A 15,107-nucleotide genomic window follows, 5' to 3' on the forward strand; every position below is an offset into this window, starting at 1 on the left:
GGGGACGGCGGCTTGACCGCGAACCCCCAGGAAAGTACTGCATTGAGCGCCTCATTAACGCGAGGCGTAAGTCGATTCCCAGCCGCCGCCAAGCGCCTTGCACAGAGTGATGAGATTCGCGGCGGCGGTCGCCTTGCTTTGTTCCAGGTTGCTCTGGCCGTCGAGCAATTGCTTCTGCACGTTCAGCACGTCGATATAGTCAACCGCCCCGGCCTTGTAGCGCTGCTGCGCGACCGACAGTGCGCGCTGGTTCAGCGCAACCACTTCGGTCAACCGATCGCGGCGGCGCTGCTCGGCATCGTAGACGACAAGTGCATCGTCCACGTCGCGCCAGGCGTCGAGCACCGTGTGTTTGTAGACGATCGCGGCCTCCTGTTGTTGCGCTTCGCGCAGGTGCAGCGTCCCCTTGAGGCGTCCGCCTTCAAAGATCGGCATGGTAATCGACGGTCCGACAACAAACTGTCCCGACGCCCAGTTCGCGAGGCTCGAGAGCTGAAGCGTCTGGAAACCCGCGCTGCCATTGAGCGAAATGCGCGGATAAAAGTCTGCTTTCGCCATGCCGATCGACGCCGTGGCCGCGTGCAACTGCGCTTCCGCTCGCCTTATATCAGGTCTGCGTTGCACGAGCTCCGACGGAAAGCCGACAGGCACCTGGGCAGGCAGCTCGGGCACGTCATGCGGCTCGTCGAGCATTGGCCTGAGCGCGCCCGGCTCCTCGGCGAGCAATACGCCAATCGCGTTGATCGTGGTCTCGCATCGCGATTCGAGCGTCGGAAGCAGGCTTTCGATCGACTCCGCCTGTGCGGATGCGTTGGCCACGTCCAGATCCGTCGTCACGCCTTCATGCACCCGTACCTGCGTGAGCTTCGTGGTATTGCGGGCAAGCTCAAGGTTTTGTTTCGCTATCCGAAGCAACGACTGTGTGTCGCGCAACTCGATATAGTCGCGCGCGAGTTCGGCGCGGGCAGACAACAACACCGCGTTCCGGTCTTCGAAAGAAGCATCCGCCAGGGCGGATGCGGCTTCTACACCGCGTCGATTCCGGCCCCAGATATCGAGTTCCCACGATGCATCGAAGCCTGCCTGATAGAGGTTGTAAGCCGGCGAACCCTTGGAGCCCGGCAACGGCGCCACACCCAGCGGCGTGGCGCCCGAAGCGGATTGCGACTGGGTTTCGGTTGGGCTGACCCCGAGCAACGACAGGATGCCGTTCGGGCTTCCACGCTCGCGGTCGTACGACGCAGCGCCGTCCAGCGTGGGATATTCCGCCGCGCCTGCCACGCGCTGTTCGGCCCGGCTTTGCCGAAGGCGTGCCGATGCCGCGGCCACATCGAGGTTCGCATCGGCCAGTTGCTGTTCGAGCGCGTTCAACGTGGGGTCGTTAAACAGCGTCCACCAATCCGGATTGAAGCCAGCTTCCACGGCTTTGCTGGGTGCTTGCGCAGCTTGGGTGCGATCAAACACTTGCGGCGGCGCGGAAGTTGTTGGCGCTTCGAAATTCGGTCCCACGGTGCAGCCCGCTATCACGAGGCACGCCAATATCTCCAACACCAACGTGCAGAAGGAAAAGTCTTTCGCGTTCATTTTGCATCTCCCCCTTCGGCCGGCTTGTCGCCATGCTGACCGACAACCACTTCTGTTTCCACAGACAGCCCCACGCTCAACGCGGCCGCCGCTTCCTGACCGCGGTCAATGGTGATCTTGACCGGTACGCGCTGGACGACCTTCGTGAAGTTGCCCGTCGCGTTGTCGGGTGCGATAGGCGCAAAGCTCACGCCGGTTGCCGGAGCGAGACTATCTACGCGTCCGCGAATCACCGTGCCAGGGAAGCTGTCGACCTTGATCCGCACGGTTTCTCCCGGCCGCATGCGGGTGATCTGGTTTTCCTGGAAGTTCGCGACGATATAGGCATCGGAAAGCGGCACGATCGCGAGAACCGGCGCACCGGGCGTCACGAATGCGCCAACCCGTGCGGAACGTCGACCAACCTTGCCGTCGATCGGCGCGTGAATTTCCGTGTAGGACAGGTTGAGCTTCGCCTGCTCGAGCGCTGCCTCGACGCGTGCGACCGCGCCGGCCGCCTTATCGCGCTGGGTGTTCAATACGCCCAGGTTCTGCTCGGTCGACGCCAGCGCGGCCTGGTCGTGCGCCTGCTGCGCGAGTAACTCGGCGAGCGTGCTGGACGCGTGCTGCTGCTCCTGAGCCGTTCCTGCCCCGGCGTCCGAGAGATTCTGGTAGCGCGCGGCGTTGGCCCGCGCGAACTGGATCGACGCATCGTCGGACTTGAGCGTCGCGCGCGCCTGCTCGACGAGCGAGGGCTGCCGCGCGATCTCGGCATCGTAGTTCGCAACCGATGCCTTTGCCGCGGTGACGTCCGCTTCCGCACTCATCAATGCAGCCTTGAAGTCACGGTCATCAATACGCAGCAGCAGTTGCCCGGCTTTGACGGACTGGTTGTCATCGACGAATACATCGGATATCTGGCCGGCAACCCGCGGCGCCACGAGGGTGAAATCGGCCTCCACATAGGCATCGTTCGTGGATTCGCTATTCGAGTGGCCCAAGAGGCCCGAGCACGCCAATGCCCCAACGCCGACTGCGACAACCAAAGCGGCAACACGAATGATCTTGAGGGGAGATTGAGTAGCGGATGACATGATTACCGTCCCTTGGTGGGAAGAGGAGCCGGGGTGCACCACGGCGGATAAATACGCACGGGCAACACCGGCACGAGGAAAAGAACAGCGATGGCAACACCTGCCATAACGCAGTAGAGATCAGCCGAGGTCAGTACGACTGCCTGCTCGTGGATCCGGTGCGCAAGTTCGCCGAGACCATGAGCCGCGTTGATGCTTTGACTCGTCACCAGCGCGTGATTACCCAGGTGATCGACAAGCATGTTCGAATGAAGACGTTCGCGATCGGTGCCCAAGCCTTCGATAAGACCCGTCGCCAAGGCCGCGGAAAATGTCTTGATCGAGTTGAACATGGCTGAAGCGAACGGACCGTCTGTCGGGGCCAGGCCCGTCGTCACGCCCATCAGGATTCCCAGGATCACCATCGGTTGCGCGATGATCTGTATGGACTGAAGCCAGTAGAAGTTGTTGCGGATCCACTCGGACGTGATGAAGCTCCCCATCAGGCAGGTGCTGGTCATGAGGCACAATCCAATCGCCATGACCCACCGGTGGTCGACCCGCCGCAGGTTCAGAAGGGCAGCCGTCAGAGGCAGCGCGATCAATAGAGGGATTGCCACCAGCAAGGACAAAGGCGCGGTCTGCAGCGGCCGGTAGCCATGAACCCTGGCGAGATACTGGCCAGGTATTGCCGCCACGCCAACCAGCAGAATGACCGCGCCCACGAGTGTCATCAGTCCGTGCGTAAAGTTTCTGCGCGACAGCAACTGCAGCTTGAAAAAGGGCAGCGGGTGAAACCACTCGTTGGCGAGGAATGTCGCCAGCAGCAGCGTCCCGCCAATAAACATCAAGCGAATGAAATCGGAATTGAGCCAGTCGAGACGGTCCCCTTGCAGAAGACCGGTCACGAGCATGGCCACAGCCGGGAAGCCTGTCAGGAAGCCGGTCCAGTTGAAGGCCTTGAGCCGTTCGAGTTTCAGCGGATCGGGCGGGAGCCCCTGCTGGATCGCCACGCAGCATGCGACGCCAAGCGGCACGATTTGCCAGAAGGCCATTTGCCAACCGACATACTCGGTCCACAAAGCGGCGAGCGGTGTACCGAGCGCCGGCCCAAAGGTTGCTGTGAGCGCGTAGCCGGCGAGCCCGTACAGCTTCACTTTGGGCGGCAGATAACGCAACGCCACGATGATCAGCATGGGGGGCAGGCATCCGCCGGCAATTCCCTGCAAGACGCGCAGCACGTAGAGCGTAAGCAGGTTCGGTGCGAAGGGGCAAAGGATGCCGAAGAGCATTGTCGCGATCACGGCGCCGATCGTGAACCGCTTGAGCGTGAACGTGATCCCGAACCATGGAGCAAACACCATCGTCGCCACGTTGGCCGCTTCGAACAAAGCGGTCAGCCAGGTTCCATCGTCATGTCCAATTGAGAACGCGCCCTGGATGTCCGCCAATGACACTGCGGTGACCTGTTCGTTGAGAATGGCCAGGAGAGACGCAAGCAACATCCCGACGAGGCCCACGGCAAGGCGAAGCGAAAGCCTGGGTTGTGCGGGCGGCGGCGCCGCAAGAGCCTTTGTCCCCGGCACTGAAACGGATGGCGGCGGCTGTGCGACGCCCGGCGTGTCCGTTTCAGTGATCAAAGGGTTGCCTGTACTCATGGAACTCCCGTTGTTATTCTGGTTAGATAGGGTATCTAAATAGTTTCAGCCGGAGCTCACACGACAAACGTCAATCGAAGTTCCTCCAGCACCTATGACGCAACGCGACCGGTCATGCCTTCGCTTGCACCTCTTTAAAGTATTGCGGTGCTTCACGGCGATCGAACATGCCGTACTCCCGGATAATGCGGATATTGCGCAGGCGTGAGCGCTCCGAGCTCGCCGCATCGCGTTCGAATGCTTCAACTGCAGCCTGGTCGCGCCACGTCACCACCGCGATCACGACCCCCGGCGTCACCAGGTGATCGAAGACGTCCCAGGACACGAGGCCAGGCGCGCTGGTATCCACCCCAAGCGCTGACGCCACCGCTGCGGCGCCTGCCTGCTTGACCCACTCCGTCGAGAACTCCCCATCATGCAGCGACACGGCTGTCCCTTGACCCGTCTCGGTGACATCCAGGCGTTGCTCACGCAACACCTGTCCGGCGGGCAGATGGGTATCGCTGACGGTCTGGCCAATGCGCAAGCGATAGTCGGAAAACACCCGGTCACGCGCAGCTTGCATGATCTTGTGGTGCGTCTCCTGGCTGCGCCAGCGGATAAGCGACTTCTCGTCACGCCAGCTCGACAGGGAAAGAAGCCAGCCGTCACGTGTGAGACTTGCATAGCGATTGTTGTCGATAAACCCGTCGATTTTCTCGAGCTCAGGACGCAGCATCTTGGCCATGCCGAGATAGGCATCGAACTGTTCAGGGATGGGATGGACTTCAAGCATTGCGGTAAACATGGGCGCCTCTCTCGTGTTGGTTGGGCTTTACAACGTGCTGTAATTGTCCGAGATAGGCCCGTTGACAGGCGTCCAAGGTGGTCGGGTATTAGGCCAAAGAGTGGATGAATCTTGCCAACCGTGGCACCAACGTCCCGATAACCATCACGGTCTGAAAGAGTCCTTTGCAAGCCGATAAGGCAAACTCTACTGATGCGAAATAATATGAAGGGCCGCTTTCTTGTCATGTCGAAAGCGTTGAGCCCTTGGAGATTTAATGTCCTCTTCGAGTGTTCCCATGGCGCGAATCGTCACCATGCGGATCACAACGCATAAAATCACGGCATATGAACGCGGGGACCCCGGGGAAACGAAATGGACAAATTGCGTGAGATGGAGATTTTTGTAGCCATCGTCGACCGAGGCAGCTTTACTGGCGCGGCCGACAAAGTTGGCATGTCGTCAGCCGCCGTCTCGCGGGCGGTCAGTTCGCTGGAAGCGCGCCTCGGCACACCGCTGCTTGCCCGGACCACCCGATCGGTTCGTCCGACCGACGCAGGCATGACCTACCTCGAAGCCTGCAGGACGGTGCTGGACGCCATCACGGATGCGGAAGCGAACATCGCGGCGGATCAGCTCAATCCCGTCGGTACGTTGACCATTTCCGCGCCGGTCCTGTTTGGCCAGCGATACGTGGCTCCCCTGGTCAACGCCTTCGCGCTGCGCTACCCGGATGTCAGCATCAATGCGGTGTATGCCGATCGGACCACGCGGCTTCTGGAAGAAGGGGTCGATATCGCCATCCGGGTCGGCCACCTTGGAGACTCCTCCACATTCGCCATTCCATTGGGTTTTGTGCGGCGTCGGACGTACGCGGCTCCGTCGTACCTCGCCGAGCATGGGGAACCCCTTCACCCCAGGGATTTGGCCAGTCACCACTGTGTGTCCTTCACGGGGGTCTCGCCGCCGCTTGAATGGGTGTTCAACGAGAACGGTGCTAGGTTGCCTGTCAGGCTTCGGCCGCGGATGATTGTCGACCTGGGTCCCGCAGCCGTTCTCGCCGCCGTCGATGGTGTGGGGATAACGCAGTTTCTGTCGTATCAGGCGGCGCCCGAAGTGGACGATGGCAGACTCCAGGCCATCCTTACCTCATTCGAGCCCGAGTCCGTGCCGGTGAGCCTGCTACATGTAGAACGCCGAAGCACGAGCGGCAAGATTCGCGCTTTCGTCGAATTCGTTACCGAGACATTACGCAAAAACGCGCACCTTCAGGGCGTGGACGCTAAAGCAATGCGAACTTCCCGATAGGCGGCCACCAGCGAAGCGAGATCGAACGCCCGGTTCAGTCCGCTTGGATTGGGCAGGACCCACGCGCGTGCGCCGCCGAACGGCTCGGCTTGCAAACCCCAAGCGATATTGCGCGTGCCGGAGATTGCCGAGAGCGCCATCTTTCCAAGGAAGGCAATGTTGCGTGGTGAGTAGTGCTCGATCTTCTGCCGGAATTCATCGCCAGCCAATGCAATCTCCGAGCGCGACAGTTCAGCGGCTTGCGCCGTGGGTCGCGGCACGACCGTCGTGAGACCGCAGCCGTATTGAAGAATCATGCGGTCTTCTTCGGGACGAATCTGTTCGGGAGTAAAGCCCGCCAGATGCATGACCCGCCAGAACCGGTTGCCTCTGCCCTCGAAGTGATGACCTGTCGCTGCCGCACGCATACCGGGATTGATTCCGCAGAATATCAGCGACAAGCCCGGTTCAAGCAGATCGGGAAGGGACGGTGGGGAAACGACGTCACTCATGGCAACCGCCTTGCACGGGACCGAAGTAAGTCCCTCAAGCCCCAACTCCAGCCGACAGACCACCCAGTCCTTGAAAAGAGACTTGCTTGCCGGCGCTGTTGGCCGCCCATGGCTGCTTGCCTGCCTCGCCGCGGAATCGTTGCCGATATTGTTTGGGTGTTACGTCCAGCCGTCGCGAGAAAGTCGTGCGCATATGCGTGGCGCTGCGGAAGCCGCATTTAAATGCCACGGTCTTTAGCGGCGCATCCGTGTCTTCGAGCAGCTTCCTCGCGCTGTCGACCCTAACCTGCTCGACAAACACGGACGGTGTCACCTTTGCATACTTCGCAAATAATCTCGAGAAGGTGCGTCGGCTCACTGCTACCGCGCCCGCGAGCTGTTCGATCGATAGTGCATCGGTTATATGCTCGGTCACATAACGATGCACTTTGCGGATAACCGGATCTTCTTCCTTCCCTGACCCAACATACGGGCTGTACTGCGACTGGCCGCCTTCCCGCTGGATATAGACCACAAGACGCTTTGCGACATGCACCGCCAACTCGTGTCCCCAGTCTTCGGCGACGAGCGACAGGCACAGATCGATGCCAGCCGTCACACCCGCCGAGGTAAAGAGGCGTCCATCACGAACGAAGATCTTGTCGGGCTGCACACGCGCCTGCGGAAATTCGCGGGCGAGGCGGGCAGCGTTCGCCCAGTGAGTGGTCACTTCCTTGCCGTCAAGCAGCCCCGCATGGGCAAGCACGAATGCCCCATTGCAAACCGAGCCGAAGCGGGTCGCGCCTTTGGCCTGATTTTGCAGCCACGTCAGAAAGTCGCTTGATAGTTGAGCGTCGGGCAACTCCGGCCCTCCTGCAACCAGTATGAGGTCCCATTGCGTATCGAGATCCGCATACCCGAACGGAACGGAAAGACCCATCCCGTTCGAACACGTCACAGTGCCGGCCCGAAGTCCCACAAGGGAGACTTTATATTTCTGATGCTCGGGAAGCATCGTGTTTGCTTCAGCGAACACGTCGAGGGGGCCCGCAACATCGAGCGCCTGCACACCATCGAACATGACAATGGCGACTTTCATACCGTGACCTTCTTGGAGTAGGTAAGCCCGTTTTGGATACGGGTGATTCGGTCGGCTTCACCCAAACGACTGGACCCAAGCGACCAACCTGTATTCACGAGCGATACGCGAGGTTACCGCAATAGCCCGAAAACGGTGATGGGCTAACCGGTAAGAGTCTTTTGCGTGCGGGTAACAAGACTGGACTGGAGCGGTGCGCGACGGACATTGACTTTCTCCACGCAGCGCAACCAAACGTATGACGTTATCGCAGCGGCGCCGTTGGCCTGAATCTCACGTTGATTGGCCCGTCATGACGGCATCCACATATTTCCTCCCCCATGTCGGCTGACTACACTTGAGTTTCCATGGATGCGGCCACGGCCGCCTCTTCAAACGTCCCGCACTTCGTTGATGCGGGGCGCTCGTAGGCAGCAATTTGAGGAGCAACGGCGCATGCATGTTGCGATGATGCTGTACGCAGGATTCCGGTTACTCGAAGTGACAGGGCCGATGGACGTTTTCCACGAAGCGAACCGTCTATGCGGTGCAAAGCTTTACGAGCAGCATCTGGTGGGGCCGTTGCCGGGACCCGTGCTGTGCTCGAACGGAGTAGCGGTGGGCACGACGCAATCCCTGCTGAATCTGGACACTTCATTCGACATTGTCGTCGTGCCAGGTTCGCCGGTCACTAGCCAGGGGCGTGAGCATCGCGAACTGGTGGACTGGCTTGGCGATGCCGGACGCAGCGTGCGAAGGCTCGCATCGGTGTCCAACGGCGCTTTTTTAATCGCGCGCTCCGGCCTTGCCGACCATCGCGCGTTGACCACGCATTGGCGCGATGCGCAACGCCTCTCCACCGAGTATCCCCTGGTCAACGTCATGCGCAATCAAAGGTACGTGAAGGATGGCAACCTGTACTCGTCGTGCGGGGTAAGCGACGGTATGCAGGTGGCCCTGGCCCTGGTCAGGGAAGACCTTGGCGAAGAGTTTGCGAGAAGCATTAAGAAGTCGTTGTTAAGGCAGCCTGGGTAAGCGCAACGCCAAGCCTGCCAGCCGCTGAATCCCGACCCGTGGCCCAGATGTAGCCAATTTTGGCGCAGGCACGACCATCAGAAGAGACTGCGCCGGTTCAATCGTTGGCAGAATGAAGGTGTCCTTTCTCACCATTCTTGCAGAAGCAAAAGCACCTCACGAGCGTGCTGGATGGAAGAGGCCCGGTGCGGAGAACCCGTCTGAGCAACTGTCCATGAGCTGATGTCGAACATACGCTGTTCCTGAGTTGGAAGGGAAATCATCCTTTGATCCTGGCCGCTGTTCTTTTCAGCGCCGATCTGCCCTTGAGCCAACCATGAGCCGATCATGACCCGAAATCCGATCATTGCTTCACCACCCGAGCTGAGCCCAACGAACCCGGGCGAAACGCTGTCGGGCGCCGACATCATCCTGCGCGTACTCGCCGAGCAAGGCGTCGACACGGTGTTTGGATACAGCGGCGGCGCGATCCTGCCGACCTACGACGCCGTGTTTCGCTATAACGAAATGAACGCGGCGCACGCCGAGCGTCAAATCAAGTTTGTCGTACCCGCCAATGAACAGGCCGCGGGGTTCATGGCCGCCGGCTATGCACGCGCCAGCGGAAAAGTCGGCGTCTTCATGGTCACATCAGGCCCGGGCGCGACCAACGCGCTTACGCCGATCGCCGACTGTTATGGCGATTCGATCCCCGTCGTCCTCATCTGCGGGCAGGTGCCGCGTGCCGCGATCGGCAGCGATGCATTCCAGGAAGCGCCCGTCTTCAACATCATGTCGGCGTGCGCGAAGCACGTCTTTCTCGTAACCGACCCCACGAAGCTCGAACAAACGCTGCGAGCCGCATTTGAAATTGCCCGCAGCGGCCGGCCGGGCCCGGTCGTCGTGGACGTGCCAAAAGATATCCAGAACTGGACCGGTCCCTATCATGGGCAAGGGACGCTGCATTTTCGCGGCTACTCCGATCGTCTGCGGATGGTGGCGAAAAGCGCGCGTCTTGACGCAGAGAAGGCCGACGCCTTCTTCAATCTTTTGCGGCAGAGCAAGCGGCCGCTGCTCTACGTTGGCGGCGGCGTGATCACGGCCCGCGCGACTGCCGAGCTGCGCGAGTTTTCCGAGCGCAACGCCATTCCGATCGTGACGACGCTCATGGGTCTTGGCGCCATCCCGGCGAAACATGAACTGTGTCTTGGCATGCTCGGCATGCATGGCGCCGCCTGCGCTAACTACGCGGTTGAAGACTGCGACTTCCTCATCGCGGTGGGCGCCCGATTCGACGACCGGGTTGCCGGTGGCCGCCCTGAATCATTCGCTCGCGGCGCTCGCCATGTCGCTCATATCGATATAGACGAGGCGGAGATCAACAAGGTCAAGCGCGTACAGTGGAGTCACGTCGGAGATGCAAAGGATGCCTTATTGTCGTTGATAGAGCACAGTCCATCGACGCAGCCACCGTCGGACTGGATCGAACACGTGATGGAGCTGAAGCGGACGTTCGGGATGAACTACGACCGAAACAGTGCTGCGATCCAGCCGCAGTGGGTTATCGAAAAGCTTAGTGAAATCACTGGCGGACGAGCAATCATTACGACGGGTGTGGGTCAGCATCAGATGTGGGCTGCGCAGTTCTTCGAATTTGTCGAACCTCGAAGCTTCCTGACCTCTGGAAGTATGGGCACGATGGGTTTTGGGCTCCCAGCGGCGATCGGCGCGCAACTGGCGCGGCCAGACGCCCTTGTGGTCGATATCGACGGTGACGGCAGCATTCGGATGAATATGGGCGAACTGGAGACGGCAAGCACATATGGCGTCCCTGTCAAGGTATTGCTGCTCAACAATCGCGGTGACGGAATGATCCGGCAGTGGCAGCGTCTCTTCTATGAAGGGCGTATGTTTACCAGCGACAAGGCGCTGCATCGCAAGGACTTTGTGATGGCGGCACAGGCGGACGGCTTTGAATTCGCCCGTCGCGTTCAGGCTATAGACGAGCTTGAGGACACGTTGAGGGAGTTCGTGGCGTTCGACGGTCCCGCCTTCCTAGAGGTGATGATCGACTACAACGCTAACGTATTCCCGATGGTGGGCCCGGGCCAAAGCTACGCGAACATGATCACGGGTCCCTTTATCCCGTCTCGAACCGTGCAGGAAGCGGAGTCTCAAGGCGCAGGACGTAAAAGTGCTGCGGATATGTTCTAGGGAAGTTGAATTCCAGCGTGGCAAAGCGTGACACGATGAAGGGGCGGCGCGATACGCATTGTGCGTTTCGTAGCCGGCCGGAGCGTGTTTGTTCAGCTCATATCGTGGTGCTTGTTGAAAATGGCTGACGAGAATTTAATCTATAAGGCGCTCGCAAACCCGTTCCGGCGGGAGATCTTGAAGTGGTTAAAGACGCCGAGCGAATTCTTTGCGCGAGGATGTATCGATCTGGGTTGCGGGGTGCCATCAAATGCAATCCACGCGCGCAGCGGGTTGTCTCAATCGACCGTGTCAGCGCACGTCGCGGCATTGATCGAGGCGGGACTGCTTGTTTCGACCCGCGTTGGTCAGTGGATGTTTCTATCGCGCAATGAAGCCGTTATCCGGGACTTTGCGGCAGGGATCAGGTTGCATCTGTAGCCGCTGTTTGATCGACCGAAGCGTCGGTCATTATCAAGCGTTATTGAATGGAGAAATGAAAATGAAATTCTCAGTGAAAAATGAAATCCGCTCAGCCGATATTCCGGCGATCGAGCTTGCAATGAAGAGCGTCGACGGCGATGCGAAGGTTAGCGTCGACGTCGACACGAAGACGGTGAGTGTGGATTCGTGGCTAATGCCCGAAGAATTTTTCGTCGCTTTCGATGACGAAAACTATGACGTGGTCATTGTGGAAGCCTAGTCAGCACTAAACCGACCTCGTCATACATGAAGTCCTGGAAATTTTGACGTGATGGCCAGAAAGCAGCGAAAAATGTCCCAGAACCATCGCAGCTAGCGCATCAGCGAAAGCCCGCAAAACATAAACTATTCTTACCGGTGGTCAAAAGATTGCCGGTCCTGGTGGGCACAGGGACCTGGTGACATGAGTTGCGGGGTCTTGCACAAGTTGACGCGGACTGGATGGCAGTGAGTCTTGCCTTCTTTCGCAGTGGGATTTTGTCTTCGTGTACCTGTGGACGCACTGGGTTGACCAGGGCAGCAATGAGTGCTGCCTTGAGTAACTTCGCGGCAGTTACCGGGCATGTGCCCGACTGAGGACAGAGTCATCATGATGATGCGAAATCGGAATACCTCCTTCCTGTTTGGAGGCAATGCTCCTTATGTCGAGGAGCAATATGAGGCATACCTTGCCGACCCGGCCACGGTGCCGCAAGAATGGCGTGACTATTTCGACGCGTTGCAGGAGGGGCCGGCGGTTGATGGCTCAGATGCAGGCGATGTCGCGCATGCGCCGGTTGTGTCTCGTTTTGTGGAGTTGGCGAAGCATGTGCGAACGGGAGGGCGCTCAGAGAACGAGGTACTGAGTTTCGCCCGCAAGCAAGTCGCCGTGCAGGCCTTGATTTCGGCCTATCGGCTGGTCGGCACCCGCAATGCTCAACTGGATCCGCTGCGCTGGACCGCGCCGGTCCCCGTGCCTGAATTGAATCCGAGCTACTACGATCTGTCCCACGCGGACATGAACACGAAGTTCAGCATGTCGGACACTTATTTCTCTGACGAAGACGCGACACTCGGCGATCTGGTGCGGGCGCTGAGAGAGACCTATTGTGGGAAGCTGGGTGCAGAGTTCTTGCATCTGACTGACCCGGATCAGCGTCGGTGGTGGCAGATGCGTCTCGAGTCTTCGCGCTCAAAAGCTAGCCTCGATACCGGTGACAAGCTGCATATCCTCGAACGGCTGACGGCTGCCGAGGGCCTTGAAAAATACCTGCATACTCGTTACGTCGGCCAGAAGCGCTTTTCGCTCGAGGGTGGTGAGTCGCTGATCGCGCTGCTTGACGAGCTGGTTGCCTATGGCGCCACGAAGGGAGTCAAGAGCTCGATTCTCGGCATGGCACACCGGGGACGCCTGAACGTCCTCGTCAATATCGTCGGTAAGCCGCCGGCTGCGTTGTTCGACGAGTTCGACGGGAAAACCGCCAATCTTCTTCCGGCGGGTGACGTCAAATATCACAAGGGCTTTACCGGCTTGCTCCCGACGGCAAGCGGCCCGGCAGAGGTGACGCTCGCGTTTAATCCATCGCACCTGGAAATTGTTAATCCGGTTGTGCAGGGCATTGCTCGCGCACGGGCCGAAGTCCTGGGACAAGGTGCGGGCGCAGTCCTGCCTGTGGAGATCCATGGGGACGCCGCGATTTCGGGGCAGGGCATTGTCATGGAGACGATGAACCTTTCGAATACCCGGGGTTACGGCACGGGCGGCACGGTGCATGTGGTTGTCAATAACCAGGTCGGTTTCACTACGTCCCACCCTGAAGATGTCCGGTCGTCGTTCTATACCACCGACATCGCCAAGATGATCGAGGCGCCGGTCCTGCACGTGAACGGTGACGACCCCGAGGCAGTTGTTGCGGCAACGCGCCTGGCAATCGATTTCCGTGCAACGTTCAAGAAGAGTGTGGTTATCGATCTGGTTTGCTTCCGCCGCCACGGTCACCAGGAACAGGACACGCCGACCATCACGCAGCCGTTGATGTATCGCTCCATTGCCGGTCACCCCGGTGTCCGCACCCTCTATGCAAAGAAGCTTGTGGACGAGCGGGTCATGACGGCGGAAGACGTGGAGAAGCTTGTCCATGACTATCGTGAACATCTTGACGCTGCGCAAAGCGAAGGTTCAAATCCGGTCGACACAAAAAGCGAAGAGGTGAGCTGGCCGCAACTGCTCGATGGAAATGCCGACCGTATCCTCTATACGGCGCCCTTGCCAGACCTTGTTCAAAAACTCGCACTAAAGATTACAAGCATTCCTGAACAGTACTCGCTGCATCCGCTCGTTGGAAAGGTCGTGAGCGCCCGTCGCGAGATGGCGGAAGGTAAGCGGCCGCTGGACTGGGGCATGGGCGAGCATCTGGCCTTCGCCTCTCTTCTCTCCGCCGGTATTGACGTGCGCTTGAGCGGGCAAGACAGTGAGCGCGGCACGTTCAGCCATCGTCATGCGGTGCTTCACGATCAGAAACGGTCGAGTCGGGGAGAGGGTACGTATGTGCCGCTGCACAACGTGTCGGAATCCCAGGGAAAATTTTCGGTGACCAACTCGGTTCTGTCGGAGGCAGCGGTTCTCGCCTTCGAGTACGGGTACTCGATTGTCCGGCAAAATTCGCTCGTCTTGTGGGAAGCGCAGTTCGGCGACTTCGCGAACGGGGCGCAGGTTGTCATCGACAATTTCCTGTCTGCAGGCGCTGCAAAGTGGGGGCAGCATAGTGGCGTCACCATGTTGCTTCCGCACGGTCAGGAGGGGGAAGGTCCTGAACACGCGTCCGCGCGTCTTGAGCGCTATCTGCAACTGTGCGCGCAGGAAAATATGCGGGTTTGTCAGCCCACTACGCCGGCTCAGATTTTCCACCTGTTGCGGATGCAGGCGGTGCTTCAGGATCGCGTTCCACTGATTGTGATGACGCCCAAGTCGCTTCTGCGCCATCCGGAGGCTGTCAGCAGTCTTGAGGATCTTGCACACGGGAGATTCAACGAGATTCTTGCCGAGTCGCCTGCGAAGGAGGCAGCGGCCAAGGTCGACCGGGTCATCCTGTGTTCAGGCAAGGTGTATTTCGAACTTCTGGAGCGTCGGCGTCAGGCCGGAAAGGACAATATCGCGTTGATCCGCGTTGAACAGTTGTATCCGTTCCCCGCGAAGCAGATCAGTTCGGAGCTTGCGCGCTATCCGAACCTGAAGAGTGTCGTCTGGTGCCAGGAAGAGTCAAAGAACCAGGGCTCGTGGAATTTCGTCATGGAACAGCTGCTGGATATTGTGAAGGCGCCTGCGGCGTTGCGCTATGTCGGACCAGAGGCCACTGCATCGACCGCACCGGGCTACAAGTCGATGCACGTTGCGCGTCAGGAAAAGTACTTGCGTGCGGCTATTGAGGAGTAAGGAGACAGCAAGGGCGAATCGGAGAGAATGTCGCTGATTCGCTTTTGTTGGCAGGTTCAATGGCGCAGCCGGCTGAGTGTGCGCGTCCC

At 59.4% G+C, this 15,107-nt stretch carries 13 protein-coding genes; 6 read left to right on the top strand and 7 right to left on the bottom strand.

The features are described 5' to 3' along the window. Positions 1–54: 54 nt before the first annotated feature. From ACSOSP_RS27240 to ACSOSP_RS27255, 4 genes are all read right to left on the bottom strand, one after another. A complete protein-coding gene (locus ACSOSP_RS27240) occupies positions 55–1,584 on the bottom strand; it encodes an efflux transporter outer membrane subunit (RefSeq protein ID WP_455311535.1) in 1,530 nt (509 codons plus the stop codon). Beyond that, on the bottom strand, positions 1,581–2,657 hold the full coding sequence (locus ACSOSP_RS27245; protein WP_455311537.1) for an HlyD family secretion protein: 1,077 nt from the start codon (positions 2,655–2,657) through the stop codon (positions 1,581–1,583). The genes ACSOSP_RS27240 and ACSOSP_RS27245 overlap by 4 nt, the downstream gene beginning before the upstream one ends. 2 nt (positions 2,658–2,659) lie before the next feature. Continuing rightward, positions 2,660–4,294, bottom strand: a complete 1,635-nt coding sequence (locus tag ACSOSP_RS27250) for an MFS transporter (protein ID WP_455311538.1) — start codon at positions 4,292–4,294, stop codon at positions 2,660–2,662. Between the two features lie 112 nt (positions 4,295–4,406). After that, entirely contained in the window at positions 4,407–5,081 is a 675-nt protein-coding gene (locus ACSOSP_RS27255) for an antibiotic biosynthesis monooxygenase family protein (protein ID WP_455311539.1), read from the bottom strand. Positions 5,082–5,435: 354 nt separating this feature from the next. Between ACSOSP_RS27255 and ACSOSP_RS27260 the strand changes: the two genes are divergently transcribed. Next, positions 5,436–6,368 carry a LysR family transcriptional regulator gene (locus tag ACSOSP_RS27260; RefSeq protein ID WP_455311540.1) on the top strand — a complete coding sequence of 311 codons (933 nt, stop codon included), beginning with the start codon at positions 5,436–5,438 and terminating at the stop codon, positions 6,366–6,368. On the opposite strand, the gene mug is transcribed toward ACSOSP_RS27260, so the two are convergent. Together mug and ACSOSP_RS27270 are read right to left on the bottom strand one after the other, a co-directional pair. Continuing rightward, the gene (gene mug / locus ACSOSP_RS27265) at positions 6,329–6,859 is read right to left on the bottom strand and encodes a G/U mismatch-specific DNA glycosylase (protein WP_455311541.1); all 531 of its coding nucleotides are present in this window, start codon (positions 6,857–6,859) and stop codon (positions 6,329–6,331) included. The genes ACSOSP_RS27260 and mug overlap by 40 nt on opposite strands. Before the next feature lie 34 nt (positions 6,860–6,893). Further along, positions 6,894–7,937: a GlxA family transcriptional regulator gene (locus ACSOSP_RS27270; protein WP_455311542.1), complete on the bottom strand. Its 1,044-nt coding sequence runs from the start codon at positions 7,935–7,937 to the stop codon at positions 6,894–6,896. A gap of 435 nt (positions 7,938–8,372) precedes the next feature. Between ACSOSP_RS27270 and ACSOSP_RS27275 the strand changes: the two genes are divergently transcribed. After that, positions 8,373–8,951 (top strand): AraC family transcriptional regulator, encoded by a 579-nt coding sequence (locus tag ACSOSP_RS27275; protein WP_455311543.1) that lies wholly within the window; start codon positions 8,373–8,375, stop codon positions 8,949–8,951. A 128-nt stretch (positions 8,952–9,079) separates the two neighbouring features. Here ACSOSP_RS27275 and ACSOSP_RS27280 read toward each other — a convergent pair whose 3' ends face one another. Continuing rightward, complete coding sequence (locus tag ACSOSP_RS27280; protein WP_455311544.1) at positions 9,080–9,280, bottom strand: hypothetical protein; 201 nt, start codon at positions 9,278–9,280, stop codon at positions 9,080–9,082. Between ACSOSP_RS27280 and ilvB the strand changes: the two genes are divergently transcribed. The 4 genes from ilvB (at position 9,279) to ACSOSP_RS27300 (ending at position 15,018) form a co-directional block, all read left to right on the top strand. After that, on the top strand, positions 9,279–11,144 hold the full coding sequence (gene ilvB / locus ACSOSP_RS27285; RefSeq protein WP_455311545.1) for a biosynthetic-type acetolactate synthase large subunit: 1,866 nt from the start codon (positions 9,279–9,281) through the stop codon (positions 11,142–11,144). The two genes, ACSOSP_RS27280 and ilvB, sit on opposite strands and share 2 nt — an antisense overlap. Before the next feature lie 120 nt (positions 11,145–11,264). Beyond that, on the top strand, positions 11,265–11,564 hold the full coding sequence (locus ACSOSP_RS27290; RefSeq protein WP_455311546.1) for an ArsR/SmtB family transcription factor: 300 nt from the start codon (positions 11,265–11,267) through the stop codon (positions 11,562–11,564). A 61-nt stretch (positions 11,565–11,625) separates the two neighbouring features. Beyond that, positions 11,626–11,826 carry a hypothetical protein gene (locus ACSOSP_RS27295; protein WP_031356716.1) on the top strand — a complete coding sequence of 67 codons (201 nt, stop codon included), beginning with the start codon at positions 11,626–11,628 and terminating at the stop codon, positions 11,824–11,826. Between the two features lie 369 nt (positions 11,827–12,195). Then, complete coding sequence (locus ACSOSP_RS27300) at positions 12,196–15,018, top strand: 2-oxoglutarate dehydrogenase E1 component (RefSeq protein WP_455311548.1); 2,823 nt, start codon at positions 12,196–12,198, stop codon at positions 15,016–15,018. Positions 15,019–15,107: the final 89 nt, after the last annotated feature.

This window comes from Caballeronia sp. KNU42, assembly GCF_053760385.1.

Bases quoted from the DNA above. Each gene is read 5' to 3' on its own strand.
- ACSOSP_RS27240 (WP_455311535.1), bottom strand. From the start codon at position 1,584: ATGAACGCGAAAGACTTTTCCTTCTGCACGTTGGTGTTGGAGATATTG.
- ACSOSP_RS27245 (WP_455311537.1), bottom strand. From the start codon at position 2,657: ATGTCATCCGCTACTCAATCTCCCCTCAAGATCATTCGTGTTGCCGCT.
- ACSOSP_RS27250 (WP_455311538.1), bottom strand. From the start codon at position 4,294: ATGAGTACAGGCAACCCTTTGATCACTGAAACGGACACGCCGGGCGTC.
- ACSOSP_RS27255 (WP_455311539.1), bottom strand. From the start codon at position 5,081: ATGTTTACCGCAATGCTTGAAGTCCATCCCATCCCTGAACAGTTCGAT.
- ACSOSP_RS27260 (WP_455311540.1), top strand. From the start codon at position 5,436: ATGGACAAATTGCGTGAGATGGAGATTTTTGTAGCCATCGTCGACCGA.
- mug (WP_455311541.1), bottom strand. From the start codon at position 6,859: ATGAGTGACGTCGTTTCCCCACCGTCCCTTCCCGATCTGCTTGAACCG.
- ACSOSP_RS27270 (WP_455311542.1), bottom strand. From the start codon at position 7,937: ATGAAAGTCGCCATTGTCATGTTCGATGGTGTGCAGGCGCTCGATGTT.
- ACSOSP_RS27275 (WP_455311543.1), top strand. From the start codon at position 8,373: ATGCATGTTGCGATGATGCTGTACGCAGGATTCCGGTTACTCGAAGTG.
- ilvB (WP_455311545.1), top strand. From the start codon at position 9,279: ATGACCCGAAATCCGATCATTGCTTCACCACCCGAGCTGAGCCCAACG.
- ACSOSP_RS27280 (WP_455311544.1), bottom strand. From the start codon at position 9,280: ATGATCGGCTCATGGTTGGCTCAAGGGCAGATCGGCGCTGAAAAGAAC.
- ACSOSP_RS27290 (WP_455311546.1), top strand. From the start codon at position 11,265: ATGGCTGACGAGAATTTAATCTATAAGGCGCTCGCAAACCCGTTCCGG.
- ACSOSP_RS27295 (WP_031356716.1), top strand. From the start codon at position 11,626: ATGAAATTCTCAGTGAAAAATGAAATCCGCTCAGCCGATATTCCGGCG.
- ACSOSP_RS27300 (WP_455311548.1), top strand. From the start codon at position 12,196: ATGATGATGCGAAATCGGAATACCTCCTTCCTGTTTGGAGGCAATGCT.